General features: G+C 70.1%; 20 protein-coding genes. 10 read left to right on the plus strand and 10 right to left on the minus strand.

What is annotated here, in order from left to right:
- Position 1: 1 nt before the first annotated feature.
- The 4 genes from Q392_RS27120 to argE all read right to left on the minus strand — a co-directional run bounded on the left by Q392_RS27120 (position 2) and on the right by argE (position 5,443).
- Positions 2–1,663 (minus strand): L-lactate permease, encoded by a 1,662-nt coding sequence (locus Q392_RS27120; RefSeq protein ID WP_038216086.1) that lies wholly within the window; start codon positions 1,661–1,663, stop codon positions 2–4.
- Between the two features lie 382 nt (positions 1,664–2,045).
- Positions 2,046–2,945 (minus strand): LysR substrate-binding domain-containing protein, encoded by a 900-nt coding sequence (locus Q392_RS27125; protein WP_038216089.1) that lies wholly within the window; start codon positions 2,943–2,945, stop codon positions 2,046–2,048.
- Between the two features lie 28 nt (positions 2,946–2,973).
- The gene (locus tag Q392_RS27130) at positions 2,974–4,245 is read right to left on the minus strand and encodes a DUF445 domain-containing protein (protein ID WP_245610837.1); all 1,272 of its coding nucleotides are present in this window, start codon (positions 4,243–4,245) and stop codon (positions 2,974–2,976) included.
- A complete protein-coding gene (argE, locus tag Q392_RS27135) occupies positions 4,238–5,443 on the minus strand; it encodes an acetylornithine deacetylase (RefSeq protein WP_038216092.1) in 1,206 nt (401 codons plus the stop codon). The genes Q392_RS27130 and argE overlap by 8 nt, the downstream gene beginning before the upstream one ends.
- Before the next feature lie 109 nt (positions 5,444–5,552).
- On the opposite strand from argE, the gene Q392_RS27140 reads away from it, so the two are divergent.
- The gene (locus Q392_RS27140) at positions 5,553–6,752 is read left to right on the plus strand and encodes a M20 aminoacylase family protein (protein ID WP_038216095.1); all 1,200 of its coding nucleotides are present in this window, start codon (positions 5,553–5,555) and stop codon (positions 6,750–6,752) included.
- Positions 6,749–7,858: a M14 family metallopeptidase gene (locus Q392_RS27145; protein ID WP_038216099.1), complete on the plus strand. Its 1,110-nt coding sequence runs from the start codon at positions 6,749–6,751 to the stop codon at positions 7,856–7,858. The genes Q392_RS27140 and Q392_RS27145 overlap by 4 nt, the downstream gene beginning before the upstream one ends.
- Positions 7,859–8,305: 447 nt before the next feature.
- Here Q392_RS27145 and Q392_RS27150 read toward each other — a convergent pair whose 3' ends face one another.
- From Q392_RS27150 to nirB, 4 genes are read right to left on the minus strand one after another with little or no spacing between them, the layout of a single operon-like run.
- Entirely contained in the window at positions 8,306–10,054 is a 1,749-nt protein-coding gene (locus tag Q392_RS27150) for a bifunctional protein-serine/threonine kinase/phosphatase (protein WP_038216102.1), read from the minus strand.
- A gap of 10 nt (positions 10,055–10,064) precedes the next feature.
- Positions 10,065–10,928, minus strand: coding sequence for a formate/nitrite transporter family protein (locus tag Q392_RS27155; RefSeq protein WP_051954010.1), 864 nt, complete (start codon positions 10,926–10,928; stop codon positions 10,065–10,067).
- Positions 10,929–10,976: 48 nt separating this feature from the next.
- A complete protein-coding gene (gene nirD, locus Q392_RS27160; RefSeq protein WP_038216105.1) occupies positions 10,977–11,324 on the minus strand; it encodes a nitrite reductase small subunit NirD in 348 nt (115 codons plus the stop codon).
- 23 nt (positions 11,325–11,347) lie between these two features.
- Positions 11,348–13,870 carry a nitrite reductase large subunit NirB gene (gene nirB / locus Q392_RS27165; RefSeq protein ID WP_038216108.1) on the minus strand — a complete coding sequence of 841 codons (2,523 nt, stop codon included), beginning with the start codon at positions 13,868–13,870 and terminating at the stop codon, positions 11,348–11,350.
- 322 nt (positions 13,871–14,192) lie between these two features.
- On the opposite strand from nirB, the gene Q392_RS27170 reads away from it, so the two are divergent.
- From Q392_RS27170 to Q392_RS27180, 3 genes are read left to right on the plus strand one after another with little or no spacing between them, the layout of a single operon-like run.
- Entirely contained in the window at positions 14,193–14,705 is a 513-nt protein-coding gene (locus Q392_RS27170; protein ID WP_038216111.1) for a YbaK/EbsC family protein, read from the plus strand.
- Complete coding sequence (locus Q392_RS27175; protein WP_084217440.1) at positions 14,702–14,956, plus strand: DUF1289 domain-containing protein; 255 nt, start codon at positions 14,702–14,704, stop codon at positions 14,954–14,956. The genes Q392_RS27170 and Q392_RS27175 overlap by 4 nt, the downstream gene beginning before the upstream one ends.
- A complete protein-coding gene (locus Q392_RS27180) occupies positions 14,953–15,597 on the plus strand; it encodes a 2-hydroxychromene-2-carboxylate isomerase (protein ID WP_038216114.1) in 645 nt (214 codons plus the stop codon). The genes Q392_RS27175 and Q392_RS27180 overlap by 4 nt, the downstream gene beginning before the upstream one ends.
- 46 nt (positions 15,598–15,643) lie before the next feature.
- Here the strand turns inward: Q392_RS27180 and Q392_RS27185 are convergent, their stop codons facing one another.
- Positions 15,644–16,102 carry a DUF2846 domain-containing protein gene (locus Q392_RS27185; RefSeq protein WP_038216116.1) on the minus strand — a complete coding sequence of 153 codons (459 nt, stop codon included), beginning with the start codon at positions 16,100–16,102 and terminating at the stop codon, positions 15,644–15,646.
- A 299-nt stretch (positions 16,103–16,401) separates the two neighbouring features.
- Here Q392_RS27185 and Q392_RS27190 point away from each other — a divergent pair, with 299 nt between their 5' ends.
- Together Q392_RS27190 and Q392_RS33565 are read left to right on the plus strand one after the other, a co-directional pair.
- Positions 16,402–18,096: an MFS transporter gene (locus Q392_RS27190; RefSeq protein WP_038216119.1), complete on the plus strand. Its 1,695-nt coding sequence runs from the start codon at positions 16,402–16,404 to the stop codon at positions 18,094–18,096.
- 119 nt (positions 18,097–18,215) lie between these two features.
- Entirely contained in the window at positions 18,216–18,371 is a 156-nt protein-coding gene (locus Q392_RS33565) for a hypothetical protein (protein WP_169748360.1), read from the plus strand.
- Positions 18,372–18,386: 15 nt separating this feature from the next.
- Here Q392_RS33565 and Q392_RS27195 read toward each other — a convergent pair whose 3' ends face one another.
- Positions 18,387–19,490, minus strand: a complete 1,104-nt coding sequence (locus tag Q392_RS27195; protein WP_038216122.1) for an ABC transporter substrate-binding protein — start codon at positions 19,488–19,490, stop codon at positions 18,387–18,389.
- Positions 19,491–19,719: 229 nt separating this feature from the next.
- Between Q392_RS27195 and uvrA the strand changes: the two genes are divergently transcribed.
- The 3 genes from uvrA (at position 19,720) to Q392_RS27205 (ending at position 26,607) form a co-directional block, all read left to right on the plus strand.
- The gene (uvrA, locus tag Q392_RS27200) at positions 19,720–25,548 is read left to right on the plus strand and encodes an excinuclease ABC subunit UvrA (protein ID WP_038216125.1); all 5,829 of its coding nucleotides are present in this window, start codon (positions 19,720–19,722) and stop codon (positions 25,546–25,548) included.
- A 116-nt stretch (positions 25,549–25,664) separates the two neighbouring features.
- Entirely contained in the window at positions 25,665–26,030 is a 366-nt protein-coding gene (locus Q392_RS33230) for a helix-turn-helix domain-containing protein (RefSeq protein ID WP_211260323.1), read from the plus strand.
- The gene (locus Q392_RS27205) at positions 25,999–26,607 is read left to right on the plus strand and encodes a hypothetical protein (protein ID WP_211260324.1); all 609 of its coding nucleotides are present in this window, start codon (positions 25,999–26,001) and stop codon (positions 26,605–26,607) included. The genes Q392_RS33230 and Q392_RS27205 overlap by 32 nt, the downstream gene beginning before the upstream one ends.
- Positions 26,608–26,759 lie beyond the last annotated feature (152 nt).

A 26,759-nucleotide genomic window follows, 5' to 3' on the forward strand; every position in this document is an offset into this window, starting at 1 on the left:
TTCAATGCACGACCATCAGCGTGAACGGCCAGACGTAGGCCTGCATCGTCACGTACAGGCCGACCAGGCAGGCCAGCGCGATGGAGTGGAAGAACACGTAGCGCAGGATGTCGCCCTCGTGGTTGAACCAGCGCGTGGCGGTGGAGGCGACCACGATCGACTGCGCGTCGATCATCTTGCCCATCACGCCGCCCGAGCTGTTGGCCGCGCCCATCAGGTTGGGGCTCAGGTGCAGCTGCTCGGCCGCCACCTTCTGCATGCCGCCGAACAGCACGTTGGAGGCGGTGTCGGAGCCGGTGAGCGCCACGCCCAGCCAGCCCATCAGCGTGCCGAAGAAGGGATACAGCACGCCCGTGTTGGCGAAGGCCAGGCCCAGCGTGGTGTCGGTGCCCGAGTAGCGGGTGAGCGTGCCCAGCGCCAGCATCAGCACGATGGTCAGCAGCGAGAACTTCACCAGCCACAGCGTCTTGAAGAAGGTGCGCACGATGGCCACGGGGTTGTACTTCATCACCAGCGCGCCGACGATGGCGGCCGCCAGGATGCCCGTGCCGGTGGCCGACAGCAGGTTCAGCGAGTAGACGGCCGTTTCCTTGTGCGGCGTGGGCACCACGGGCGGCATCTTCTCGATCATGTTGTGCAGGCCTTCCATCGGGAAGGAAGGCGCGAACAGGCCGTTGAGCCAGGTCTTGACCGAGGGCAGGCCCCAGATGAAGACGAACACCGACAGGATGACCCACGGCGTCCAGGCGGCCACCAGCGCCTGGGTGCTGTGGCGGGTGACGGGCTGCGGCGGCTTGGCTTCGGCGGCGCTCGGGTCGTGGCCGCGCAGCGAGGGTGAGGTCCACACCTTCTTCGGCTTCCACGCGCGCAGGAAGGCGACCAGGCAGATCATCGAGACGATGGCGGCGATGATGTCCACCAGCTCGGGGCCGATGAAGTTGGACACCAGGTACTGCGGCACCGCGAAGCTCACGCCGGTGACCAGGATGGCCGGCCAGATCTCCATCATGCCCTTGCGCCCGGCGAAGGCCCAGATCAGCCAGAAGGGCACCAGCAGCGAGAAGAAGGGCAACTGGCGGCCGATCATGGCCGTCACTTCCATCAGGTCGTAGCCGTGCACCTTGGCCAGGGTGATCACCGGCGTGCCCAGCGCACCGAAGGCCACCGGCGCCGTGTTCGCGATCAGGCTCAGGCCCGAGGCCGCCAGCGGCGAGAAGCCCAGGCCGATCAGAATGGCCGCCGTCACCGCCACCGGCGTGCCGAAGCCGGCCGCGCCCTCGAAGAAGGCGCCGAAGCAGAAGGCGATCAGCAGGAGCTGGATGCGCCGGTCCTCGGTGATGCCCGACAGCGAGTCCTGCAGCACGGCGAAGCTGCCGTTCTGCTCGGTGAGCTGGTGGAGGAAGATGATGTTCAGCACGATCCAGCCGATGGGCAGCAGGCCGGTGAAGCCGCCGAACAGGGCCGCGCGGCCGGCCATGTCGGCCGGCATGCCGTAGGCGAAGATGGCCACCAGCAGCGCCGCCACCAGGCCCATGCCGGCCGCGATGTGCGCCTTGATGTGGAAGAAGCCCAGGGCGGCCAGCATCACCACCACCGGGATCGCCGCGAGGGCGGTGGAGATGAACATGTTGCCGAACGGGTCGTAGATCTGCTGCCAGGTCATGGCGCGTCTCCTGTTGGTGTGTCGTTGTGGGAATGGCGCGGGCGCCGGCGGCGCCCTGGCTGACAGGCACGGCCCAGCCGGCTGCGGGGCCTGCCGGGAGCGGACTGTAGGGGCGGGGTTCCGCCGCGTGCGTGAAATATGGTTGCGGCGGGTGTGAAAGTTTTTCAGTGCCGCCCGCGCGGCGCCCAGGCTGCTTCAGTTTTTCATGGAGCGGCGCGCGCTGTCCGCATCGCATGGAACACGACAGCCTTCCCTGATCCGAAGGCCGCGGAGCAGGCCATGCCAGGGCACCCGAGGAACTGGCTTGGCCAGGCCTCCGGGTGCGCCCCCCTCCCGCCGAAGGCGAGAGAGGGGGGAGCGGCGAAGCCGCTTGGGGGGTGTGTCATTTCAACGCACCGCGTAGCCAGTCGACGAAGGCGGCGCATTCCCAGCGTTCCAGCGTGCCCGGCTTCCAGCACAGGAAGTAGTCGTGCGGCGAGCGCACGCTGCGCGGCGACAGGCGCACCAGGCGGCCGCTGTCCAGCCAGCTCTGCCCGAGCCGCATGCGCATCAGCGCCACGCCGAAGCCGGCCACCGCGGCGTCGTGCACCAGCCCCAGGTCGTTGAACTGGTTGCCCGAGGCCGGCTCCGGCAGGCCGATGCCGCAGGCGCGGAACCAGGTGCGCCAGGGCTCCAGCGGCGAGCGGATCAGGTGCGCGCGGCCGATCGACGCCTCCGTCTCGAAGCCGTCGTCGAAGGGACCGGCCTCGCGCAGGTACTCCGGGCTGCACACCGGGCAGACCTCGTCCGAGAGCAGGTGCATCGACTCGCGGTCGGGGAAGGGACCGGTGCCGAAGCGCAGCTCGATGTCGGCCTCCTCGGCCGTCACGTTGTGGATCGGGATGGCCACCTGCAGCATCAGCTCGATGTCCGGGTAGGCGTGGCGGAACATCGCCAGCCGCGGCAGCAGCAACTGGCGCGAGAAGGTGGGCGTGACCGCCACGCGCAGCCGCGCCGGCGCGTCGGCGCCGGGCTGGCCGGCCAGCGGCTGGTCCTGCAGCGCCGCCATCGCCTCGCGCACGCGCGCCAGGTAGGCGGCGCCCTCGGCCGTGGGCAGGAACTCGCCGCGCGCGGCGAAGAGCTTCAGGCCGAGCTGCGACTCGAGCTGGCGGATGCGGTGGCTCACCGCGCTGGGCGTGACGCTCAGCTCGGCCGCCGCCTGCGTCACGCTGCGCAGGCGCGCGACGGCCTCGAAGGCCAGCAGGGCCTGGATGGGCGGGATGCGGGCGGCGTTGGGGGCCATGCCGTCATTGTGCGCGGGCCGGGCGCCCTCACCCGCCCAGCGCGCGGGTGGCGGCGTGGATGAGCAGGCCGACCAGCCCGCCCACCAGCGTGCCGTTGATGCGGATGAACTGCAGGTCGCGGCCGATGGCGCGCTCCACCTCGCCGGTCAGTTCGGCGCTGTCCCACTGCGCGACGCGCTCCTCGATGTAGCGGCGGATGCGCTCGCGCCAGCGGTCGATGGCGCGGGGCGCGCCGTCGAGGAGCTGTTCGTCGATCCAGCGGCGCATCGCCTCGTCGGCCTGCAGCCGCTCGCCGAGCGTGCCGGCCAGCTGGGTGACGCGGCGGCGCAGGCTGGAGTCCTCGCGCGCCAGGTCGGCGTCGAGCCAGGCGCGCAGGCGGTCCCACAGGCCCTGCAGGTAGTCGGCCAGGGCGGGGTGGGCCAGCAGCTCGGCGCGGATTTGCTCGCCGCGGGCGATGAAGGCCGGGTCGGCCTGCAGCCGCGCCGCCGCGCGGTCCATGAAGCCGTCGAAGCGCCGGCGCAGCGGATGGCCGGGCGTGGCCGCCGTCTCGCCCAGCGTGCGCGCGACGGCGGCGACGATCTTGCGCGTGGCCAGGCGGGCCGCCACCTGGTCCAGCCCGACGTAGCGCAGCGCCTTGATCTCGCGGGCGATGGCGTCGGTGAGCTGCTCCTGCAACTGCTCGTCGTCCAGCAGCGCGGCCGTGCGGCCCAGCAGGTCGTCCAGCAGCGCCTGGTGGCGGCCGTCGGCGGTCAGCGCCTCCAGCACCCGGCCGGCCAGCCGCGAGAAGTCCAGCTGCGCCAGGCCTGCGCCCGCCGCCCGCGCCAGGAAGGCGCGCACCCGCTCGTCGTCGAAGGCGGTGAGGCCGTAGCGCAGCAGCACGGCCGCCAGGGCGCCCAGCTGCCCGGCCTGTGCCGGGCGGGCCAGCCAGCGCGCCAGGCGCAGGGCCGGGTCGGCGGCGCGCAGCTTGGCCAGCACCTGCGGCGTGGCGAGGAAGTGGTCGCAGATGAAATTCGCCAGGTTGCGCCCGATGCGCGCCTTGTTCTCCGGGATGATGGCCGTGTGCGGGATCGGCAGCCCGAGCGGGCGGCGGAACAGCGCCGTCACCGCGAACCAGTCGGCAATGGCGCCGACCATCGCCGCCTCGGCGAAGGCCGCCACGTAGCCCATGGCCGGGTGCAGGGCGCCCCAGCGCGTGGCCGCGGCATAGAGCAGGGCGGCGCCGGCCAGCAGCGCCAGCGCCAGGCGCTTCATGCCGGCGGCCGGATGGCGCGCGGCGCGGGTCGCCTCGGCCTCAGCCAATGTCCTTCGTGTCCGCCAGGCCCTGCATGAAAACCTCGCAGCGGGCGAGCTGTTCCAGCGTCACGTACTCGTCGGGCTGATGCGCCTGCGCGATGCTGCCCGGGCCGCACACCACCGTGGGAATGCCGGCGCCCTTGAACAGGCCCGCCTCGGTGCCGAAGGCCACCAGCGTGGTGCGCGGCTCGCCGGCGAGGCGCTGGGCCAGGCGCGTCACCGCGTCCTTCTCGTCGCCCTGGAAGGCCGGGATCTCGCAGATGGTCTCGAAGCGGAAGCCCGCCTCGGGCGCGACCTTCTTCATCGCCGGCTCCAGCGAGCGGGCGTAGGCCTCGACCTCGCGCTGCATGGCCAGCGCGTCCACCATCGGCAGGTTGCGGAACTCGTAGCGGAACTCCGCGTCGCGCGGCACCACGTTGTCGGCGATGCCGCCGTGGAACTGGCCCACGCTGGCGGTGGAATAGGGCACGTCGAAGCCGGTGTAGCGCCGCTCGGCCCGCTCGTACAGCTCGGCCATGTCGCGCAGCTTGCCGACCACGCGGGCGGCCATCTCGACGGCGTTGACCGACTGCGGCGTGAGCGAGGAGTGCGCCTCCTTGCCGCGCACGCAGCAGCGCCAGCGGTACACGCCCTTGTGCGCGATGGCCGGCACCATCAGCGTCGGCTCGCCGACGATGCAGGCCAGCGGGCGGATGTCGGCCTCCTTCAGGTCGGCGATCAGCTCGCGCACGCCGAAGCAGCCGATCTCCTCCTCGTAGCTGAGGGCCAGGTGCACCGAGAAGGGCGCGTCGCTCTCGACGAAGCGCTCGGCGTTGGCCAGCGCCACCGCGATGAAGCCCTTCATGTCGGCCGCGCCGCGGCCGTACAGGCGCGCGCTGCCGCGGAAGTCGTCGCCCTCGGTGATCGGCCAGTCCTGCACGATGGCCGAGAGCGGGTCCACGCTCCAGTCCTGGCCGTCCCAGGAAACGGTGTCGGTGTGGCCCGAGAGGATGACGCCGGCCGGCTTGCCCGCGCCCAGCGTGGCGAACAGGTTGGCCTTGGTCCGGTCGGCGTTCCAGGTCAGGCGGCTGCGGATGCCCAGCCCGGCCAGGTGGTCGCGCGCGAAGTCGATCAGCTCCAGGTTGCTGTTCGCGCTGACGGTGTTCATCTGCACCAGCGTCTGGGCGAACTCCAGGGCGCGGGCGGAAAGGGCGGTCTCGGGCATGGGGGGATTGTGAGGCAGCCGGCCGCCGCCCGCCCGCGGCGCAGGGCGCGCCCCGGGCCCCGGGTTTGCGGCGGTGGCGGCTTCGGCCCAAAAGCCTAGACTGCGGCGCATGAAGCTCATCGATTCCATCGTCACGCAGGCCGCCGGCATCGCCGCCATCCGGCGCGACCTGCACGCGCATCCCGAACTGGCCTACGAGGAAGTCCGCACCGCAGACGTGGTTGCGGCGCGGCTGACGGAATGGGGCATTCCCATCCACCGCGGCCTGGGCACCACCGGCGTGGTCGGCATCGTGAAGAACGGCACCAGCCCGCGCGCCGTGGGCCTGCGCGCCGACATGGACGCGCTGCCCATCCACGAGCTCAACACCTTCACGCATGCCAGCAAGCACGAGGGCAAGATGCACGCCTGCGGCCACGACGGCCACACCGCCATGCTGCTGGCGGCGGCGCAGCACCTGGCGAAGCACCGCCACTTCGACGGTACCGTCTACCTGATCTTCCAGCCGGCCGAGGAGGGCGGCGGCGGCGCTGACCGGATGATCAAGGACGGGCTGTTCGAGAAGTTCCCGATGGAGGCCGTGTTCGGCATGCACAACTGGCCGGGCATGCAGGCCGGGCAGTTCGCCGTCAGCCCCGGGCCGGTGATGGCCTCGGGCAACAAGTTCTACATCACCGTGCGCGGCAAGGGCGGTCACGCGGCGCTGCCGCACACCACCATCGACCCGGTGCCCATCGCCTGCGAGATGGTGCAGGCCTTCCAGACCATCCTGACGCGCAAGATGAAGCCGCTGGACGCGGCCGTCATCTCCGTGACCACGGTGCATGCCGGCGACACCAACAACGTGATCCCCAACGACTGCGAGATCACCGGCACCGTGCGCACCTTCTCCATCGAGGTGCTGGACATGATCGAGGCGCGCATGCGCAAGATCTCCGAGCACATCTGCGCCGCGCACGACGCCGAGTGCGATTTCGAGTTCGTGCGCTACTACCCGCCCACCGTCAACACCGAGGCCGAGGCGAACTTCGCCCGCGGCGTGATGGCGAGCGTGGTCGGCGCCGACAACGTGCTGAAGCAGGAGCCGGCGATGACCTCCGAGGACTTCGCCTTCATGCTGCAGGCCAGGCCCGGCGCCTACGCCTTCATCGGCAACGGCGACGGCAGCCACCGCCCGGCGCTGCACGGCGAGGGGCCCTGTACGCTGCACAACGCCAGCTACGACTTCAACGACGACCTGATCCCGCTGGGCGCCACGGTCTGGGTGCAGCTGGCCGAGCAGTGGCTGGCCCGGGAGCGTGCCGCATGATCGGCGTGGCGGAGGCTTTCCCGGCGAGCTATGCCGAGGGGCGCGCCAAGTTCCTGGCCGCCTGCGTGGCGGCGGGGCTGCCGGTGCAGACGCATCCGCTCGCGCTGCCCGGCGCCGGGGGCGAGGCGCTGGCGATGGACGTGGCGCGCGAAGGCCCGGCCGATGCCGAGCGCCTGCTCGTCGTCACCAGCGCCTGCCACGGCGTGGAGGGCCACTGCGGCAGCGGCGTGCAGGTCTTCGCGCTGCACGACGACGAGTGGCGCGACAAGGCGCGCGCCGCCGGCGTGGCGGTGCTGTACGTGCATGCGCTCAATCCGCACGGCTTCTCGTACGGGCGGCGGACGACGCAGGAGAACGTGGACCTGAACCGCAACTTCGCGGACTTCGGCGCTCCGCTGCCCGCCAACCCCGCGTATGCCGAGCTGCACGCGCTGCTGCTGCCGCGCGAGTGGCCGCCCACGCCGGCCAACGAGGCGGCGCTGGGCCAGTGGATGCAGCAGCACGGCATGCCCGCCTTCCAGGCCGCCATGTCGAGTGGGCAGTACCAGTTCGAGGACGGCGTGTTCTTCGGCGGCAAGGCACCCACCTGGAGCAACCGCACGCTGCGCCAGGTGCTGCGCCAGCACGGCGCGGCGGCGCGGCGCATCGCCTGGATCGACCTGCACACCGGCCTGGGCCCGAACGGGCTGGGCGAGCGCATCTTCGCCTGCCGCGACGACGCGGCCGCCTACCGGCGCGCCAGCGCCTGGTGGAGCGGCGGCGGCGCCACGCCCGTCACCTCGATCTACGACGGCAGCTCCACCTCCTCGCTGCTCAACGGCCTGATGTGGAACGCGGTCTACGAGGAATGCCCGCAGGCCGAGTACACCGGCATCGCGATGGAGTACGGCACGCTGCCGCTGCTGGAGGTGATGCAGGCCACGCGTGCCGACCACTGGCTGCACAACCATCCCGACGCCGCCCCCGAGTTGGCCGCGGCCATCCGCCGGCAGATGCGCGAGGCCTTCTACACCGACACCGACGCCTGGAAGGGGCAGGTCATCAGCCAGGCGCGGCAGGCGATGTTCCAGGCGGTGGATGGGTTGAGTGGGGTGGCTGACTCCTGACGTGACTTAGGGGGAGCGCGCCGTGGCCGGGGCCTGGGGCGCGGGCTCATGGTGGGGCGGTCGGCGCGTTGCGCCGACTTCGCTGCGGTGCTCGGCCAGGGGCGGCGCTGCATAACTCACTGCGCGCTCCTGCGGAGCGCTCCGTTCAAACAGGTGCAGCGAGTCAGAGTTGAAGCGTGCCTGTCCTACCGCAGGCCCGCCCGCCCCTGTCCTGCGCTCCTCGCCGCCCCACAAATCGCCCGCGCCCCAGGCCCCCGGCCACGGCGCGTGGAACCGGGAGGGAGCATCCAAGGTGCCGTCAACCCACCACCCCCGTTCGGGCTGAGCCTGTCGAAGCCGGGTGATGCGCTTCGACAGGCTCAGCGTGAACGGGTGAGGGGAGTTGACCGGGGCCAGGGCCGGACCATGGCTTACCCCGCTCCCCCTCACACGCCCGAGGCGGCCATCTCAGCGCCCTAACACCCGCAGAGCGATCAGCACGACGACCGCCAGCGCCAGCAGCAGCGCGATCCCTTGCCAGAAGCGCACCGGGTCGCGCTCGGCCAGCGGCACGGGGCGCCGCTGCAGGAACTGCGGCGCCGGTGCGCGCAGGTCGTGCACGAACTCCGACACCGCCTCCTGGCGCCGCTGCGCATCGGGCTGCAGGGCCTTGTGCAGAACGGCATCGACCCAGGCCGGCAGTTCGGGCCGGTGGTGGCGCAGCGGCACGCAGCGCAGCCGGCGCAGGTCGGCCGGCGTGCGTACGCGGGCAGCGTCCAGGCTGTAGGGCAACTGGCCGGCCAGCATCTGGTAGGCGATCGCGGCCAGCGAGAACAGGTCCGAGCGCTCGCTGGCGCCTTCGCCCAACAGCAGTTCCGGCGCGGCGTACTGCAGCGTGCCTTCCACCGCAGGCGCGGGCGGCGCGTCCAGCCGCTCCGCCAGCCCGGCCACGTGCACCGAGCCCAGGTCGATCAAGGTCACGGTGCCGGCGGCGTCGACCATCAGGTTCTCGGGGCGCAGGTCCTGGTGCAGCATCTCGCGCCGGTGCAGCGCCTGCAGGCCGCGCGCGGCCTGCTCCACGATGGCGCGCACCGCCTCCAGCGGCGGCCGGGGATGGTCGCGCATCCACTGCGCCAGCGTCTGGCCCTCGACGAAGTCCAGCGCGACAAACAGGTGGCGGCGCGGCCGTTCGGCCGTGGCGGCCTTCACGACGTGCGGGCCGTCGATGCGCCGCGCCGCCCACTCTTCCAGCACGAAGCGGTCGAGGTGCGCGGCATCGTCACGCAGGTCGACCGAGGGGGTCTTCAGCACCACATGCCGGCCGGTGGCGTCGTCGCGCGCCAGGTGCACGTGGCTGCGCGGGCCGACGAACAGTTCGCGCAGCACGGTGAAGCCTTCGAAGTGCATGCCGGCCGCCAGCGGCGGCGGCAGCGCCAGCGCCAGCGTCTCGCGCTGCCGGTGCAGCGCATCGGCGCCGGGCTCGGGCAGCGCATCCACTCGCAGCAACTGGACGGTGGCGTCGTCCTCGCTGCCGCGGTCGTGCGCCTGCGCCACCAGCGTGCGGGCGGCGGCGTCGAGGTCGCCGCCGCAGCCGGCGACGGCCTCGTGCACCGCGGCGGCATCGAGGTGCGTGTGCGCGCCGTCGGTGGCCAGCAGGTAGAGCTCGCCCGGCTCGGCCTCCCAGCCGTGGTGGTCGATCTCCACGTGCGCGCCGATGCCCAGGGCGCGGCCGAGGTAGGCCTCCTCGGCCGAGACGCGCACGCGGTGGTCCTGCGTCAGCTGCTCCAGCGCCTGCGCATGGACGCGGTAGACCCGCGCATCGCCCACGTGCAGCAGGTGCAGCCGGCGGCCCTTGAGGATCAGCGCGCTGAAGGTGCAGACGCAGCCACGGTCCTTGTCGAAGCGCGCGTCGCCGCGCTGGTTCTGGGCGTGCAGCCAGGCGTTGAGCGCGCCGAGCACGCGCTCGGCCGAGCGGCGCGTGGACCAGGCTTCGGAGGTGGCGTAGTAGTCGTCCAGGAAGCCGCGCACCGCCGCCGCGCTGGCCACCTGGCTCACGCGGCTGGAGCCGATGCCGTCGGCCAGCGCCAGCGCGATGCCCTTGGCGGCCAGCAGGTGGCCGGCGGGCAGCATGGCGCCGTGGAAGTCCTGGTTCGGGCCGTCGCGGCCGGCCGCCGAGTGCTGGCCGACCGAGACGCGCGGCAGGGCGTGCGGCGGCACCGGGCGGCGCTCAGGCCAGGGCGCGTTGCGAGGAGGACTTCGCCTCGGTCCGGGCGGAAGCGGCCGGCGCGGCGCGCTTGGGCGCCGTCTTGTAGTGGGTGGCGTACAGCGTCATGCCGACGAAGGTCAGGCCCCCCACCAGGTTGCCCAGCACGGTGGGCAGCTCGTTCCAGATGAAGTAGTCCATCAGCGTGAAGTTGCCGCCCAGCATCAGGCCGGTGGGGAACAGGAACATGTTGACGATCGAGTGCTCGAAGCCCATGTAGAAGAAGATCATCACCGGCATCCACATGCCGATGGCCTTGCCCGACACGCTGGTGGACATCATGGCCGCCACCACGCCGGTGGAGACCATCCAGTTGCACATCACCGCGCGGATGAACAGCGTGAGCATGCCCGCCGCGCCGTGCGCCGAATAGCCCACCGTGCGCCCCTCGCCGATGTGGCCGAGCTTGACGCCGATGGCGTTGGGCGCCTCGGAGAAGCCGAAGGTGAAGATGATGGCCATGAAGACGGCCACCGTCAGCGCGCCGGCGAAGTTGCCGGCGAACACCAGCCCCCAGTTGCGCAGCACGCCGCGCCAGGTGGCGCCCGGGCGCCGGTCGAACACGGCCAGCGGCGCCAGCGTGAACACGCCGGTCAGCAGGTCGAAGCCCAGCAGGTACAGCATGATGAAGCCGACCGGGAACAGCATCGCGCCGACCAGCGCGTTGCCGGTGTTGACGGTGACCGTCACCGCGAAGGCCGCCGCCAGCGCCAGGATGGCACCGGCCATGTAGGCGCGGATCAGCGTGTCGCGGGTGGACATCAGGAGCTTGGATTCGCCGGCGTCGACCATCTTGGTCACGAACTCGGCAGGTGCGAGGTAGGCCATGGAATTTCCTTGTGGAGAGGGGGAAGAGAAGGGAATGGAGGCGGGCGATCAGGCCAGCCGGACCAGGACCTGCCCGCCCTCGGCGCGCGCGGCATGGGCGCGCACCGAGTGCTCGGGCGCTTCGAGGCATTCGCCGGTGGCGAGGTCGAAGTGGTTCTTGTAGAGCGGCGAGGCGACGACGATGCGCTCGCCCAGGCTGCCGACCAGGCCGCGCGAGAGCACGCTGGCGCCGGACTTCGGGTCCACGTTGTCGATGGCGTAGAGCCGTTCGGCGCCGACGCGGAAGACCGCCACGTGCCGGTGGCCGACCCGGGCGCACACGCCGGTGTCGGGCAGGATGTCGTCGAGCGCGCACACGGCGGCCCACTGCAGGGTGTCGGGGGAGTCGGGCTTCATGGTCGTGTCCTCGGGCAGGGCGTTCAGGCGGGGAGTGCGGCGGCCCGCTTCTCCTCGGGGCGCGCCGGGCGGATCTGCCCGCGCTCCTCGATGAAGACGACGTGCTCGTCCGGCCGGTCGCTGTTGACGAAGCTGCGGAAGCGCGCGCGCGTGGCGGGCGTGGTGACGGCGGTCTTCCATTCGCACTGGTAGGTGTCGACCACGTGCTGCATCTGCGCCTCCAGCTCGGCGCCGATCCCGAGGCTGTCGCGGATGAGCACGTCCTTCAGGTAGTCCAGCCCGCCTTCGAGCGATTCGCGCCAGGTGCTGGTGCGCTGCAGCCGGTCGGCGGTGCGCACGTAGAACATCAGGAAGCGGTCGATCAGGCGGATCAACTCGTCCTTCTTCAGATCGGAGGCGATCAGCTCGGCGTGGCGCGGCTTCATGCCGCCGTTGCCGCAGACGTAGAGGTTCCAGCCCTTGTCGGTGGCGATCACGCCCACGTCCTTGCCCTGGGCCTCGGCGCATTCGCGCGTGCAGCCGGAGACGCCGAACTTGATCTTGTGCGGTGCGCGCAGGCCCTTGTAGCGGTTCTCCAGCTCGACCGCGAGGCCCACGCTGTCATCCACGCCGTAGCGGCACCAGATCGAGCCGACGCAGCTCTTCACCGTGCGCAGCGACTTGCCGTAGGCATGGCCCGACTCGAAGCCGGCGGCGATCAGCTCCTCCCAGATCAGCGGCAACTGCTCCAGCCGCGCGCCGAACATGTCTACCCGCGCGCCGCCCGTCACCTTGGTGTACAGGCCGTACTTCTTGGCCACCGTGCCGACGGCGATCAGGCCGTCGGGCGTGACTTCACCGCCGGGCATGCGCGGCACCACCGAGTAGGTGCCGTCCTTCTGGATGTTGCCGAGGAAGTAGTCGTTGCTGTCCTGCAGCTTGGCGAGCTGGGGCTGGAGCACGAAGTCGTTCCAGCACGAGGCCAGGATGCTGGCCGCCGCCGGCTTGCAGACGTCGCAGCCCAGGCCCTGGCCGTGCTTGTCGAGCAGTTCGTCGAAGGTCCGGATCCCGCCGACGCGCACCAGGTGGTACAGCGCCTGGCGCGAGTGGGCGAAGTGCTCGCAGAGGTGGTTGTTCACCGCCATGCCGCGGCGCGCCATCTCGAACTTCATCACCTGCGTGACCAGCGGCACGCAGCCGCCGCAGGTGGCGCCCGCTTTCGTGCAGGCCTTGATGTCGGCCACGGTGCAGGCGCCTTCGCCGACGGCGGCGCAGATCGCGCCCTTGGTGACGCTGTTGCACGAGCAGATCTGCGCGCCGTCGGGCAGCGCCTCCACGCCCAGCCCGGGCTTCGCCTGGCCGTCGCTGGAAGGCAGGATCAGGAACTCGGGCGCCTCCGGCAGCGCGATGCCGTTCAGCGCCATCTGCAGCAGCGTGCCGTACTCGTCGGCGTTGCCCACCAGCACGGCGCCCAGCAGCCTGCTGCCGTCCCCGCTTACGACGATCTTCTTGTAGACCTGCCTGCGCTCGTCGATGAACTGGTAGGCGCGCGAACGGGGCGTGCGGCCGTGCGCGTCGCCGATGCTGGCCACGTCCACGCCCATCAGCTTGAGCTTGGTGCTCATGTCGGCGCCGGTGAAGGCGGCCTGCGCGTCGCCGGCGATGTGCCTGGCCGCCACGCGCGCCATCTCGTAGCCGGGCGCGACCAGGCCGAACACCTGCTCGTTCCACGAGGCGCACTCGCCGATGGCGTAGACGTGGCGGTCGCTGGCGCGGCAGTGGTCGTCCACCGCCACGCCGCCGCGCGGGCCGATGGCCAGCGCGCACTGGCGCGCCAGCGCGTCCTGCGCCCGGATGCCGGCGGAGAACACGATCATGTCGGTCTCCAGGTAGGTGCCGTCCGCGAACACCATGCGGTGCCGCGCACTGGCGCCATCGGTGATCTCCACCGTGTTGCGGTCGGTGTGGACGTGCACGCCCAGCGCCTCGATCCTGCTGCGCAGCGTGCGCCCGCCGCCTTCGTCCACCTGCACCGCCATCAGGCGCGGCGCGAACTCGACCACGTGCGTCTCCAGGCCCATGTCGCGCAGCGCCTTGGCGCACTCCAGGCCGAGCAGGCCGCCGCCGACGACCACGCCGCTTTGGCTGCGCGCGCCGCAGGCCTGCATGGCCTCCAGGTCCTCGATGGTGCGGTAGACGAAGCAGTGGGGCCGGTCGCGGCCCGGCACCGCGGGCACGAAGGGCACCGAGCCGGTGGCCAGCACCAGCCGGTCGTAGGGCAGCACCTCGCCGTCGGCCGTGGTGACGGTGTTGTTGCGCCGCTCGACGGCGACGGCCTTCGCGCCCAGGCGCAGGGTGAAGCCGGTCTTCTCGAAGAAGCCGGGCTCGACCAGCGAGAGGTCCTCGGCGCTGCGGCCCGAGAAGAAGTCCGAGAGATGCACCCGGTCGTAGGCCGGACGCGGCTCCTCGCACAGCACGGTGACTTCCGCACCCGGCACCCCGAGCGCGTGCAGCTGCTCGAGGAACTTGTGGCCCACCATGCCGTGGCCGATGACGATGATCTTCATGTCGGTCCTGCACGCACGCGCGGGCCCGGCTGAAGGGGGTGCAGGAAGGCACTTCCGCCGGCACACGAGTGCGAAGTCGTGTTGGAACTACCGGGCTGGCTGCCCGCGGGGGGCGTCAGCTCGATCGGGTCCCGCCGGCGTTGGCGGAGGTGCCGAGCGGATCGGGGCAACGCTGCCCGCGGCTCGGCGACCAGTGCCATGCAAGGGCCGTGCCTGCCGATCCGGGCGCCGCAGCGGCCCGCGAAGCGGGAAGACGGCGCAGTCGGGTGCATCCTGCGGCGCGCAGCGGTCCGGATTGGTGCATCGCGGCAGAATCGGGGCCATGTGCGGCTCCGAACTCCATTCCCTGCCCGACGGCGTCCAGCGCGTCGCCCGGCACCTCCAGGCCAGCGGGCATCCCCATGCGCCGCGCATGCTCGACGACGCGGCGCGCACCGCGCAGCAGGCGGCCGACGCGCTGGGCATCGCGCTCGGGCAGATCGCCAAGAGCATCGTCTTCCGCCGTAAGGCCGATGACGCGGCGGTGCTGGTCGTCACCTCCGGCGACCGGCGCGTCGACGAGAAGAAGGTCGATGCGCTGGTCGGCAAGACCGGCCGCGCCGACGCCGATTTCGTCAAGGGCAAGACCGGCTTCTCGATCGGCGGCGTCTCGCCGGTGGCGCACGCCACGCCGCCGGTGGTGCTGATCGACCGCGAACTGTTCCGCTTCGACGAGATCTGGGCCGCGGCCGGACATCCGCACGCGGTGTTCCGCCTGCGCCCGCAGGATCTGGAAGCGCTCACCGGCGGCGCGCCCGTGGCGGACGTGGTGCAGCCGCCGGCGGCGGGTGGATGAACGCGCCGCTGCACCTGCACCCCGTGCTCGAGCGCGCGCGGCTGGTGCGCTCGGCCGTGGCGCAGGGCCTGGAGCCGGTGCCCTCGCCGTGCATCTCGGTGTGCCGGATGGACGCCGCCAGCGGCCTGTGCGAAGGTTGCTTCCGCACCCTCGAAGAGATCGCGCACTGGCGCACCCTGGACGACCCCGCCCGCCTCGCCGTCTGGTCGCGGGTGGAACAGCGCATCGCGCACGCAACGGCCTGCCCATGAAACACATCGACTTCTACCTGGACTTCGTCTCCCCCTACGCGTACCTCGCCTTCGAGCACCTGCCGCAGGCGCTGGAAGGGCTGAGCCACGAGGTGGCCTACAAGCCGGTGCTGCTGGGCGCCGTCGTGCGGCACCACGGCCAGCGGGCGCCGGCGGAGATCCCCGCCAAGCGGAGCTGGACCTACCGCCACGTGCTCTGGCTGGGCCATGCGCACGGCATCCCGATCGAGATGCCGGCCACCCACCCCTACAACCCGCTGCCGCACCTGCGCCTGGCGCTGGCGGCGACGGCGCTGCCCGGCGGCCAGATCAACCGCTACCTGGCCGAGACCGTGTTCCGCGAAGTCTGGCGCGGCGGCCAGGAGGCGGCCGACCCGGCGCGGCTGACCGGGCTCGCGCAGCGGCTGCAGCCGGCGCGCGACCCGGCCGGCGACGAGGTCAAGGCGCAGCTCAAGGCCAACACCGACGAGGCCATCGCGCAGGGCGTCTTCGGCACGCCGGCCTTCGTGGTCGACGGGCGCCTGTTCTGGGGCTTCGACGGCCTGGCCATGCTGCGCGCCTACCTGACCGGCGACGACTGGTTCGCCGGATCGCGGTGGGACGAGGCCGACCAGCGGCCTTCGGCGCTGGCGAAGGGCTGAGCCCGGCGTCGCCGGTGCCCGATGCCCCGCGCGTGGGGTGTGCGGCCTATTGGCTGTTGCAGGTGCCCTGCGTTGCCAGTTCGAGCTTCGCCACGGCTTCCTTGCCTTGGGCTTCAGGAATGACCTCGAGGTCGGCGCCGCCAACGAATACGCCGAGCCTGATGTATTGCCGCACGAAATAATTCTTGCCGGCCTCGAACAGCAAGATGAGCGTGTTTGGCGAGAATTCTGATTCCGTGGAAATCACGTGCTCTTTATTGCCGGCCACTTCGGTATAGAAGAAGACGTCCGGTGCGGATTCCCCGATGCACTTGCCGTCGACACGGAGATCCTTCTTCAGCGCTCTGCCGACGGCGCTGTCTCGATAGAGGTACAGGCCCGAATTTCCCGGCGACGGCGCCGAGAATTGCTTGGCCTTGTCCGAGGCCCCCTGACTTTCCATCTGAACGGATGCGCAGCCCGTGAACAAGGCCGACGCCAGCGCAATAAATGCGATCTTCTTCATGATCCTCCCCTTCCGGAATTAAGTCTTCGCGGGATGCCGCGAATTCAGCGCATCTGCGATGCAACGGCATGGTAACGCCGTGTTTCCGAGGGATTGGTTCAATGGAGAAGGTAGGTGTTTTCCCTCGGCAGATGCGGCGCGGTCCGATTTTTTCTTTATCCGAAACATTGGCCCCGGGTTCACCCTCGGGTTGTCAGAAAAGATTCAGTTTGGTGCAAGGAAAGGGTCAGTCCGCCTCCAAAGAATGAAGTACGGCCCGGGTTCCGCGGGCCGATCATTCCATTCACGAGGAGACAGCAATGGCAGCCACACTGGATTCGAAGGGGATGCCGCACCCGGCCCCCCGGCCCATGACGGCGGAGGAGCGGAAGGTCATCTTCGCTTCTTCGCTCGGCACGGTGTTCGAGTGGTACGACTTCTACCTGTACGGCTCGCTGGCGGGCATCATCGCCAAGCAGTTCTTCAGCGGGCTGGATGCCGGCGCGGCCTTCATCTTCGCGCTGCTGGCCTTCGCCGCCGGCTTCCTGGTGCGGCCCTTCGGCGCCATCGTGTTCGGCCGCCTGGGCGACATGATCGGGCGCAAGTACACCTTCCTGGTCACCATCCTGATCATGGGCCTGTCGACCTTCATCGTCGGCCTGCTGCCCAGCTACGCCACCATCGGCGTGGCCGCGCCGGTGATCCTGATCGCGCTGCGCATGCTGCAGGGCCTGGCCCTGGGCGGCGAGTACGGCGGTGCCGCCACCTACGTGGCCGAGCACGCGCCGCACGGCCGGCGCGGCGCCTACACCTCGTGGATCCAGACCACGGCGACGCTGGGCCTGTTCCTGTCGCTGCTGGTGATCCTGGGCGTGCGCACCGGCTTCGGCGAGGACGCCTTCGCCGCCTGGGCCTGGCGCATCCCCTTCCTGGTGTCTATCCTGCTGCTGGGGATCTCGGTGTGGATCCGCCTGTCGCTGAACGAATCGCCCGCCTTCCAGAAGATGAAGGCCGAGGGCAAGACCTCCAAGGCGCCGCTGTCCGAGTCCTTCGGCGAGTGGAAGAACCTGAAGATCGTGATCCTGGCGCTGCTGGGCCTGACGGCCGGCCAGGCGGTGGTCTGGTACTCGGGCCAGTTCTACGCGCTGTTCTTCCTGACGGCCCAGCTCAAGGTGGACCTCACCACCGCCAACCTGCTGATCGCCGCGGCGCTGCTGATCGGCACGCCCTTCTTCATCATCTTCGGCTCCCTGTCCGACAGGATCGGCCGCAAGCCGATCATCATGGCCGGCTGCCTGCTGGCGGTGGTGACCTACTTCCCGGTCTTCAAGATGCTGACCGAGTACGCCAACCCCGACCTGGCGCAGGCCCAGGCGAAGGCCGGCGTGACCGTGACGGCCGACCCGGCGACCTGCTCCTTCCAGGGCAACCCGGTGGCGCGCGAGATCGACTTCAAGAGCTCCTGCGACATCGCCAAGCGCTACCTGGTGCAGAACTCGGTGAGCTACGAGAACGTGGCCGGCCCGGCCGGCAGCCCGGCGGTGGTGAAGATCGGCGACAAGACCGTGACCGCCCCGACCGGCGTGGTGGCCAACCACAAGTTCGACGAGGCCTCCGCCAAGTCCATCGGCGCCTTCAAGAAGGAACTGGCCGACGACCTGAAGTCGGCCGGCTACCCGGCCAAGGCCGACCCGGCGAAGATGAACAAGCTGATGCTGGTGGTGCTGCTGACCTACCTGGTGATCCTGGTGACCATGGTGTACGGCCCGATCGCCGCGATGCTGGTGGAGCTGTTCCCGACGCGCATCCGCTACACCTCGATGAGCCTGCCGTACCACATCGGCAACGGCTGGTTCGGCGGCCTGCTGCCCACCACCGCCTTCGCCATCGTGGCCTCCACCGGCAACATGTACAACGGCCTGTGGTACCCGATCATCATCGCCGCCATGACGCTGGTGATCGGCACGCTGTTCATCCGCGAGACCAAGGACGTGGACATCTACGCCAACGACTGATCCGCGCCGTGCCCGGCGCCGTCTTGCCGGCGGCGCCGGTTCAGCAAAAGGGCCTCCGCGGAGGCCCTTTTGCTGAACCGGGGGACCGGTCCGTTCAATATCCGATCAGGAGAGATGTCATGTGGAAGCTGGCCGTGGGTTTCGTGGTGTTCGCCGCCGTCGCCCTGTTCGTCATCATGCAGGCGGGCGACAAGATCGACATGGGCGGCGAGCAGCACAGCGGCGACATCCAGCATGCTCCCGCCGCCGCGCCGGAGGGCGGCGCCTCGAAGTAGCCCCGCCGCGGCGGCTCAGCGCCTGAAGCGCCCCTCGCTGATGATGGACAGGTCGGCATAGTCGATGCCGGTGTGGTCCTGCGGCGAGTAGCTCACCTCCAGGCCGCCGAGATCGAAGTTCTTGAGCCCGTCCAGCGCGGCCAGCACCTTGGCCCGGGTCGGCGCCGGGCCGGCGCGGCGCAGGGCCTCGACCAGCACCTTGGCGGAGGCGAAGCCCTCCAGCATCGCCGGCGAGAGTTCCTTGCCCTTGGCCAGCGCCATCGCCTCCCGGACCATCGGCGTGCCGATCGAGCGCTCGCTGGGGAAGACCTGCGTGACGATCACGCCGCGGCTGTTGTCGCCCAGCGACTTGATGAAGCCGGACGAGGCGTTGTTCGACAGCGTGACCACCTGCGCCGCCGACCCCGCGGCACGCAGCGCCTTGACGCCTTCCACCACCGCGGTGCCGGAGCCGATCCACAGCACCGCCTGCACCTGGGCCTGCACGAGCTGGGGCACGATGGTCTTGTAGTCCGGCTTGTCGCGGTCGGCCTGCACCAGCGCGGCCGGATCCAGCTTGGCCTTGGCGAAGCCGGTCTTGGCGCCTTCCAGCGCGTCGGCGCCGAAGGAGTCGGTCACGTACACCACGCCGATGCGGTTCATGCCGACGGTGCTCAGGTGCTGCACCGCCTTCTCGGCCTCGCGCTGGTAGGTGGAGCGCACGTTGAACACGTGCCGCTGCAGCGGCTTGTGCAGCACCATCGCGCCGGTGGACGGGCCGATCAGCGGCACGCCGTGCTTGTCCAGCAGCGGGATGATGGACTGCGTGTGCGGCGTGCCCCGCGTCAGGAACAGGGCCACCGCCTTCTTCTCCTCGATCAGCACGCGGCCGTTCTCGGCGGCGCGCTTGGGGTCGAAGCCGTCGTCCAGCCGCACCACCTCGATCTGCTCGCCGTTCACGCCGCCCTGGGCGTTGACCGCGTCGATGACCAGCCGGGAGCCGGCGATCGTCTCGTTCACGCTGGAGGCCACGGGGCCGGTGATGCCGGCCGTCTGGCCGATCACGATCTGGGCGCTGGCGCTCGACATGCTCAGCGCGAACAGCAGCGCGGCGCTGCCGCCAAGGCGAAACAGGGGCATGGCAATCTCCGGTGGAAGATGTTGCGGATGAGAAACAAAGAGTTTCAATTGTTTCCTGTGTGGCACGTTCCGGAGTGGGTACTAACCCGGAGACCGCGGCGCCCCCGTATGGCGTACTGCACGGGAGCCGCAGCCTCAGGGCGCCAAAGACCCCAGGCAGCCGCGATCGCCCGGCACGGGCAGAATGTTCCGCCCCTCCCGCCCGAACCGCTCCCAGCACCCCCACGGCATGACCTCCGGCTCCATCCGCATCCGCGGCGCCCGCCAGCACAACCTTCGCAACCTCGACCTCGACATCCGCACCGGCGAACTGACGGTGGTGACCGGCCCCAGCGGCTCGGGCAAGTCCAGCCTGGTGTTCGACACCCTCTACGCCGAGGGCCAGCGCCGCTACGTCGAGACCTTCAGCGCCTACGCCCGCCAGTTCCTCGACCGCATGGACAAGCCGGCGGTGGACCGGGTGGAAGGCGTGCCGCCCGCCATCGCCATCGACCAGACCAACCCGGTGCGCAGCTCGCGCTCCACGGTCGGCACGATGACCGAGCTGAACGACCACCTGAAGCTGCTGTTCGCCCGCGCGGCGCAGCTCTTCGACCGCCAGACCGCGCTGCCGGTGCGGCACGACACGCCGGACACGATCTGCGCCGAGATGCAGCGGCGCGCCGAAAGCTTCACCGCCGGGCCGCCCCAAGGTGAAGCAGCCCCCTCGGGGGGCAGCGAACCACGCGAAGCGGGGAGCGTGGGGGCCAACAGGACTGCGGGCGACCCGCGGCTGGTCGTCACCTTCCCCGTGGAGCTGCCGGCCAGCGCGACCGAGCAGGAGATCGAGCAGTGGCTGGCCGCCAGCGGCTTCACGCGGGTGCAGGCGCAGCGCGAGGTCGGCACGCCGACCGGGCCGCGCAAGGTGCTGGACGTGGTGGCGGACCGCTTCCGCTTCTCGAACACCGAGCGGGCGCGGGTGATCGAGGCGATCGAGGTCGCGCTCAAGCGCGGTACCGGGCGCGTCACCGTGTACGCAGTGCCGGCCGAGGGGAGTGCCGAGCCGGAGCTGTGGCGCTTCTCCACCGGCCTGCACTGCCCCGAGAGCGATATCCGCTACGCCGACCCGATCCCCTCGATGTTCAGCTTCAACTCCGCCGTGGGCGCCTGCGAGGCCTGCCGCGGCTTCGGCCGCGTGATCGGGGTGGACTGGAACCTGGTCATGCCCAACGACAAGCTCACGCTGCGCGCGGGCGCCGTCAAGCCGATCCAGACGCCGGCCTGGAAGGAGTGCCAGGACGACCTGATGCGCCATGCCGAGAGCGCCGGCATCCCGCGCGACACGCCCTGGGCCAAGCTCACGCCCGAGCAGAAGCACTGGGTGATCGAGGGCACGCCCAACTACAAGGAAGGCAACTGGAGCAAGCAGTGGTACGGCATCCGCCGCTTCTTCGCCTACCTGGAGAGCAAGGCGTACAAGATGCACATCCGGGTGCTGCTGTCCAAGTACCGCAGCTACACGCCGTGCCCCACCTGCGGCGGCGCGCGCCTCAAGCTCGAAAGCCTGCTGTGGCGCCTGGGCAGCAAGGCCGATGCCGACGCGGCGCTGCCGCCCGCGAAGCGCTTCATGCCGGTCGGCGTGCCGTGGACGCGCGAACAGCTCGAAGCGCTGCCCGGCCTCAGCCTGCACGACCTGATGCTGATGCCCATCGAGCGGCTTCGACAGTTCTTTGATGCGCAGAAGTCCTCCCCCTGGAGGGGGGAGGATTTAGGAGGGGGTGGGTCCACGTCCACTCCGCAGGAGGGGCAGCGCGAAGCGATGCGTCTCCTGTTCGAGGAGATCACGACGCGCCTGAAGTACCTGCACGACGTCGGCATCGGCTACCTCACGCTCGACCGGCAGAGCCGCACCCTCTCCGGCGGCGAGGTGCAGCGCATCAACCTCACCACCGCCCTGGGCACCTCGCTGGTCAACACCCTGTTCGTGCTGGACGAGCCCAGCATCGGCCTGCACCCGCGCGACATGGACCGCATCACCGAGGCCATGCAGCGCCTGCGCGACGCCGGCAACACGCTGGTGGTGGTGGAGCACGACCCGGCCGTCATGCTGGCCGCCGACCGCGTGATCGACATGGGCCCCGGCCCCGGCGCGCGCGGCGGGCAGATCGTGTTCGACGGCCCGGTCGAGCTGCTCCGCGGTGCGCACACGCTCACCGGCGAGTACCTGGGCGGGCGCAAGCACATCGGCATGGGTCTCAAGCGCGCGGTGAGCGAGGGCACGCCGCGCCTGATCCTCGAAGGCGCGCGCGAGCACAACCTGAAGGACGTGACGGTCGAGATCCCCTTGCAGCGGCTGGTGGCCGTCACCGGCGTCAGCGGCTCGGGCAAGTCCACGCTGGTGCAGGACGTGCTGGCGCCGGCGCTGATGCGCCACTTCGGCAAGCCGACCGAGCTGGCCGGCGCGCACGACCGGCTGCTGGGCGCCGACCACCTCTCCGACGTGGTGTTCGTCGACCAGTCGCCCATCGGCAAGACGGCGCGCTCCAACCCGGCCAGCTACGTCGGCGCCTGGGACGCGGTGCGCGAGATCTTCGCCACCGCGCCGCTGTCGAGGCAGCGCGGCTACACGGCGGCCAAGTTCAGCTTCAACTCCGGCGACGGGCGCTGCCCGACCTGCGGCGGCTCGGGCTTCGAGCACGTGGAGATGCAGTTCCTCTCGGACGTGTACCTGCGCTGCCCGGACTGCGACGGCAAGCGCTACCGGCCCGAGATCCTGGAGGTGACGATCGAGCGCAAGGGCCGCACGCTGAACGTGTCGGACGTGCTGGAACTGACGGTGGCCGAGGCGACCGATCTCTTCGGCACGGACCGGGAAGTGCAGCGCGTGCTGCAACCCATCGTGGACGTGGGCCTGGACTACGTGAAGCTCGGCCAGCCGGTGCCCACGCTGTCCGGTGGCGAGGCGCAGCGCCTCAAGCTGGCCGGCTTCCTGGCGGAGGCCGCCAACGGCGCGGCCAAATCGCGCCAGCCGCTGGCGAAGAAGGGCACGCTGTTCCTCTTCGACGAGCCGACCACCGGCCTGCACTTCGACGACATCGCCCGCCTGATGCGCGCGCTGCGCAAGCTGCTCGACGCCGGCCATTCGCTGGTCGTGATCGAGCACAACCTGGACGTGATCCGCGCCAGCGACTGGGTGATCGACCTCGGCCCCGAAGGCGGCGAGGGCGGCGGCCAGGTGGTGGCCGTCGGCACGCCGGAGCACGTGCGGGAGATGAAGGGCTCGCACACCGGCGCCGCGCTGGCGGCGTACGAGACCGCGCTCGGCCCGGCCGCGCTGGCGGTGCGCGAGAAGACGGCCCAGTACGCCGTTGCCCCCGCGCCGGGCCGCGAGGCCATCGAAATCGTCAACGCCCGCGAGCACAACCTCAAGCACCTGTCGGTGGACATCCCGCGCGGCAAGTTCAGCGTCATCACCGGCGTCAGCGGCTCGGGCAAGTCCACGCTGGCCTTCGACATCCTGTTCAACGAGGGGCAGCGGCGCTACCTCGAATCGCTGAACGCCTACGCGCGCAGCATCGTGCAGCCGGCCGGGCGGCCGGAGGTGGACGCGGTGTACGGCATCCCGCCCACGGTGGCGATCGAGCAGCGCCTCTCGCGCGGCGGCCGCAAGAGCACGGTGGGCACCACCACCGAGGTGTGGCACTTCCTGCGCCTCCTGTACGTCAAGCTGGGCGTGCAGCACTGCATCCGCGACGGCGCGGCGGTGCAGCCGCAGACGCCGGACAGCATCGCGGCGCAGCTGCTGCGGCACTTCCGCGGCCAGCACATCGGCCTGCTGGCGCCGCTGGTGGTCAACCGCAAGGGCGTCTACACCGAGCTGGCCGACTGGGCGCGGCCGCGCGGCTACACGCACCTGCGGGTGGACGGCGAGTTCCTGCCCACCACCGGCTTCCCGCGCATCGACCGCTTCAAGGAACACACCATCGAGCTGCCGGTCGCCAGCGTCGACGTGGAGCCGGCCAGGGAAGCCGAACTGCGCGCCGCGCTGGCGACCGCGCTGGAGCACGGCAAAGGCGTGGTGCACGTGCTGCACGGCCTCACCGGGCTGAAGGCGGCGATGCTGGCGGGCGTCTCCACCGCGGGCATCGGCCAGGTGCAGGTGTTCTCGACGCTGCGCGCCTGCCCAGTGTGCGCCACCTCGTACGCCGAGCTGGACCCGCGCCTGTTCTCCTACAACAGCAAGCACGGCTGGTGCCCCGACTGCGTGGGCACCGGCGTGAAGCTGACGAAGGAGCAGCGCAAGGCGCTGGACGATTCCACGATGGCCGAGGACAACCGCGGCCGCGAGCAGACCTTCGCCGAGCCGGAGGTGGAGGACGTGGCCGACGTCGCCTGTCCCACCTGCGAAGGCACGCGCCTGAACGCCACCGCGCGCGCCGTGCGCTTCAACGGCGTGGGCATCGCCGACATCGCGCGCCTGGCGGTGAGCGACGTGCGCGCCTGGGTCGAGACGCTGGCGCTCTCCGGCCGCGAGGCCGACATCGCCCGCGACCTGATCCCCGAGATCAAGAGCCGCCTCGAATTCCTGGAGGAAGTCGGCCTGGGCTACCTCACGCTGGACCGCGGCGCGCCCACGCTCAGCGGCGGTGAGGCGCAGCGCATCCGCCTGGCGGCGCAGCTCGGCAGCAACCTGCAGGGCGTGTGCTACGTGCTGGACGAGCCGACCATCGGCCTGCATGCGCGCGACAACCGCATCCTGCTCGACGCGCTGCACAAGCTGGGCGACAAGGGCAACACGCTGGTGGTGGTGGAGCACGACGAGGACACCATCCGCCGCGCCGACCACCTGATCGACATCGGCCCCGGCGCCGGCAAGCGCGGCGGGCGCGTGGTGGCGCAGGGCTCGGTGGCCGAGGTGGAGCGCTCGGGCGACTCGCTCACCGGCCGCTACCTGCGCGACGCGATCCGGCATCCGCTGCACCCGCGCCGGCCGGTCCTGCCCTCGGCCGAGGAAGGCGAGGGCGCGGTGTCCTGGCTCGCGATCGCGGGCGCGAACCTGCACAACCTGCAGTCCGTCAACGTGTCGGTGCCGCTGAACCGGCTGGTGGTGGTCACCGGCGTCAGCGGCTCGGGCAAGTCCACGCTGGCGCGCGACGTGCTGCTGGCCAACGTGCAGCAGCGCGCCACCCGTGCCGGCCGCGACGCCGACGCCGCGGGCAAGCGCCCGAAATGGAGCGGCTGCACCGGCGTGGCCGGCTACGAGGGCATCGACCGCGTGCTCGAAGTGGACCAGACCCCCATCGGCAAGACGCCGCGCAGCTGCCCCGCCACCTACATCGGCTTCTGGGACACCATCCGCAAGCTCTTCGCCGACACGCTGGAGGCCAAGGCGCGCGGCTATGCGCCGGGGCGCTTCAGCTTCAACACCGGCGAGGGCCGCTGCCCGACCTGCGATGGCGCGGGCGTGCGCACCATCGAGATGAGCTTCCTGCCCGACGTGAAGGTGCCCTGCGAGAGCTGCCACGGCGCACGCTTCAACCCCGAGACGCTGGCCGTCACCTGGCGCGGCAAGAGCATCGGCGACGTGCTGCAGATGGAAGTGGACGAGGCAGTCGAGTTCTTCGCCAGCATGCCCGTCATCAGCCACCCGCTGCAACTGCTCAAGGACGTGGGCCTGGGCTACCTCACGCTGGGCCAGCCCAGCCCCACGCTCAGCGGCGGCGAGGCGCAGCGCATCAAGCTCGTCACCGAGCTGAGCAAGGTGCGCGACGACGTGACGCGGCGCGGCAACCGGGCCCCGCACACGCTCTATGTGCTGGACGAGCCCACCGTCGGCCTGCACATGGCCGACGTGGAGAAGCTCATCCACGTGCTGCACCGGCTGGTCGGCGGCGGCCACAGCGTGGTGGTGATCGAGCACGACCTCGACCTCATCGCCGAGGCCGACTGGATCGTGGACCTGGGCCCCGAGGGCGGGCGCGGCGGCGGCCAGGTGGTGGCCTCGGCACCGCCGGAGGAGGTGGTGCGCCTGGGCACGCACACCGGCGAGGCGCTGGCGCCGGTGCTCGGGCGCGCCTGAGGCACGCGTTCCGGAACATCGCTGCTCCAGCGGTGCTCCGTTGGGTGAGGAGGGCCTCCACAGCCGTCTCAAAAGGGTGCCAGAATGGCGCGCATCATTGCAGTCTGAAATTTGCTATGCCGAAGACAGAGAATTTGTCGCAGACCTACCTGCGCTTTCTCAATCTGGCGAACGCCATCCGAAGCCTGCCGCTCTTTCCTGCGCTGGACGCTGTCGAGGAGCGAGTGCTGAATGTGCTTGCTGCAACATGGGCCACAGGAGCGAAGCTGACGGTACTGGAGGCCATGCAATTGCAGGTCGATTCTTCTGCCACTACTGTTCGGCGGCGTCTCCAGACGCTGCGACAGAAGGGGTTGATCGAATTTCAACCAGATCAGACAGACAGCCGGATCAAGTACGTCATGCCAACAGCGGTTGCGCAGAACTACTTCTCCAAACTGGGTCGATGTCTTGACATGGCTGCCCGCGGCCGCCTCCCTTGAGGGCTTTTCCATGGCTGCGCGGGAACACGATGCCTATTGGTGGCAGGCTATCGGAACGGCGGTTGCCTGGATGGCGCTGTTCCATCTGAATGCGAAGATGTTCAGGATGCTCGAATGGGCGCCGGCCGTGATCAACTGGGTGTTCCTCCCCGCGGCCGTACGGATGTTGAGCATCTTGCTGTTCGGCTGGCGAGGTGCGCTGGGGCTGTGGGTGGGAACCGTTGCGACGATCCCGGAAGATTTTCTTCTGGACCACCCATTGCAATCTATCGCGATGGCATGTGTGTCATCGCTTGGAGCGCTTGCTGCCGTGCGGGCCGCCATGACATTGCTGCATGTGCGGCCAAGCCTTCAGGGCCTGACTGCGCTACAACTGACGTGGGTGGCTGGGCTGGTGGCAGCAGTCAATACGCTCGCCCACAATGTGCTCTTCTGGTCCGCAGGTATGACAGAGACACCCGTTGCAGGGCTTGTGCCCATGTTCGTCGGCGATGTCGCGGGCATCCTACTGGTGGTCTATTTCCTTCGTGTGCTGCTGATCGCGTGCGAACGGGTCCACCGCCTCCCTCCCTCTTGAGTTCCTCCCTGGGTGCACCTGGGCGCAGCTTGATGAATGTCAATTTGGCAACTAATATCCATCGAAACACCCTTTGATCGTCAAGCAATGGGGAATATCGATGACCAGGAATGCATTCGTTCATGAAGAACGTCTACAACCAAGGAGGAGAT

The sequence above is a fragment of the Xenophilus azovorans DSM 13620 genome, from assembly GCF_000745855.1.
Taxonomy (GTDB): Bacteria; Pseudomonadota; Gammaproteobacteria; order Burkholderiales; family Burkholderiaceae_C; genus Xenophilus; species Xenophilus azovorans.

Excerpts from the sequence above, each read along its gene's own strand:
- Q392_RS27170 (WP_038216111.1), top strand. The coding sequence starts at position 14,193 with ATGTGCGGCTCCGAACTCCATTCCCTGCCCGACGGCGTCCAGCGCGTC.
- Q392_RS27155 (WP_051954010.1), bottom strand. The coding sequence starts at position 10,928 with ATGGCCTACCTCGCACCTGCCGAGTTCGTGACCAAGATGGTCGACGCC.
- Q392_RS33565 (WP_169748360.1), top strand. The coding sequence starts at position 18,216 with ATGTGGAAGCTGGCCGTGGGTTTCGTGGTGTTCGCCGCCGTCGCCCTG.
- uvrA (WP_038216125.1), top strand. The coding sequence starts at position 19,720 with ATGACCTCCGGCTCCATCCGCATCCGCGGCGCCCGCCAGCACAACCTT.
- Q392_RS27195 (WP_038216122.1), bottom strand. The coding sequence starts at position 19,490 with ATGCCCCTGTTTCGCCTTGGCGGCAGCGCCGCGCTGCTGTTCGCGCTG.
- Q392_RS27125 (WP_038216089.1), bottom strand. The coding sequence starts at position 2,945 with ATGGCCCCCAACGCCGCCCGCATCCCGCCCATCCAGGCCCTGCTGGCC.
- nirB (WP_038216108.1), bottom strand. The coding sequence starts at position 13,870 with ATGAAGATCATCGTCATCGGCCACGGCATGGTGGGCCACAAGTTCCTC.
- Q392_RS27185 (WP_038216116.1), bottom strand. The coding sequence starts at position 16,102 with ATGAAGAAGATCGCATTTATTGCGCTGGCGTCGGCCTTGTTCACGGGC.
- Q392_RS27140 (WP_038216095.1), top strand. The coding sequence starts at position 5,553 with ATGAAGCTCATCGATTCCATCGTCACGCAGGCCGCCGGCATCGCCGCC.
- Q392_RS27180 (WP_038216114.1), top strand. The coding sequence starts at position 14,953 with ATGAAACACATCGACTTCTACCTGGACTTCGTCTCCCCCTACGCGTAC.
- Q392_RS27190 (WP_038216119.1), top strand. The coding sequence starts at position 16,402 with ATGGCAGCCACACTGGATTCGAAGGGGATGCCGCACCCGGCCCCCCGG.
- nirD (WP_038216105.1), bottom strand. The coding sequence starts at position 11,324 with ATGAAGCCCGACTCCCCCGACACCCTGCAGTGGGCCGCCGTGTGCGCG.
- Q392_RS27145 (WP_038216099.1), top strand. The coding sequence starts at position 6,749 with ATGATCGGCGTGGCGGAGGCTTTCCCGGCGAGCTATGCCGAGGGGCGC.
- argE (WP_038216092.1), bottom strand. The coding sequence starts at position 5,443 with ATGCCCGAGACCGCCCTTTCCGCCCGCGCCCTGGAGTTCGCCCAGACG.
- Q392_RS33230 (WP_211260323.1), top strand. The coding sequence starts at position 25,665 with ATGCCGAAGACAGAGAATTTGTCGCAGACCTACCTGCGCTTTCTCAAT.
- Q392_RS27175 (WP_084217440.1), top strand. The coding sequence starts at position 14,702 with ATGAACGCGCCGCTGCACCTGCACCCCGTGCTCGAGCGCGCGCGGCTG.
- Q392_RS27120 (WP_038216086.1), bottom strand. The coding sequence starts at position 1,663 with ATGACCTGGCAGCAGATCTACGACCCGTTCGGCAACATGTTCATCTCC.